Annotated in this window: 1 protein-coding gene; it reads left to right on the top strand. The window is 73.7% G+C overall.

All coding sequences use genetic code 11. The features are described from left to right. A partial coding sequence (locus tag VTU_RS0124655; RefSeq protein ID WP_010110476.1) for a vWA domain-containing protein occupies positions 1–760 on the top strand: 760 nt, incomplete at its 5' end. Positions 761–811 lie beyond the last annotated feature (51 nt).

Here is an 811-nt window from a genome sequence, read left to right as displayed (position 1 = left end):
CCAGCTCTCGGCGAGCGAATACCTGCTCGCCGAGCGCCTGGCCCGTGACATCCCCCTGCCGCTGCCGCACTACGCCGCGCGCAGGCTGCGCCCCGGGGCGCGCGGCAGCCGCCCGCATTGGCCCGGCGCCATGCAGCACGCGGTGCGCAGCGGGGGCGAACTGCTGCAACTGCCGCTGCTGCAACGGCGCCGGCAGCCGCTGCCGCTGCTCGTGCTGGTCGATGTGTCGGGCTCCATGGAGCGCTACGCCCGCCTGCTGCTGGCCTTTCTGCACGCGGCCACCGCGCCGCGCCATGCCCGTTGCGCCGGCGGCGCCGCGCTGCGCCGCGACGTGTTTGCCTTTGGCACGGGCCTGAGCGATCTCACGCCCGCGTTCCGCCTGGCCGACACCGACGCCATGCTCTTGGCCGCGAGCCAGGCCATCGCCGATTTTGCTGGCGGCACGCGCATCGGCGAGAGCCTGGCCCGGCTGCGCCTGCGGCACGCCCGCCACCTGGTCGGGCGGCGCACGCTGGTGCTGCTGATCAGCGACGGCCTGGATACCGGCGCTCCCGAGGTGCTGGCGCAGGAACTGGGCTGGCTGCGTCGCCACTGCGGCCGGCTGTTGTGGCTCAACCCCCTGCTGCGCTTCGCGGGCTACGCGCCCACGGCGCGCGGCGCCGCCGAATTGCAGCGCCAGGCGCACGGCGTGCTGGCCGTGCACAACCTGGGCTGCCTGCAGGATCTGGCCGCGAGCCTGGCCAGCCTGCTGCGGCAATAGACAGGATGCAGCGCATCCATCGCAGACCATCCCCCCAAAAGGAACCCCCAT

It is taken from the genome of Verminephrobacter aporrectodeae subsp. tuberculatae At4 (assembly GCF_000193225.1).
Taxonomy (GTDB): domain Bacteria; phylum Pseudomonadota; class Gammaproteobacteria; order Burkholderiales; family Burkholderiaceae_C; genus Acidovorax; species Acidovorax aporrectodeae.
Note: the sequence above shows the minus strand (reverse complement) of the source record. Positions and strands in the feature narration are given on the sequence as shown.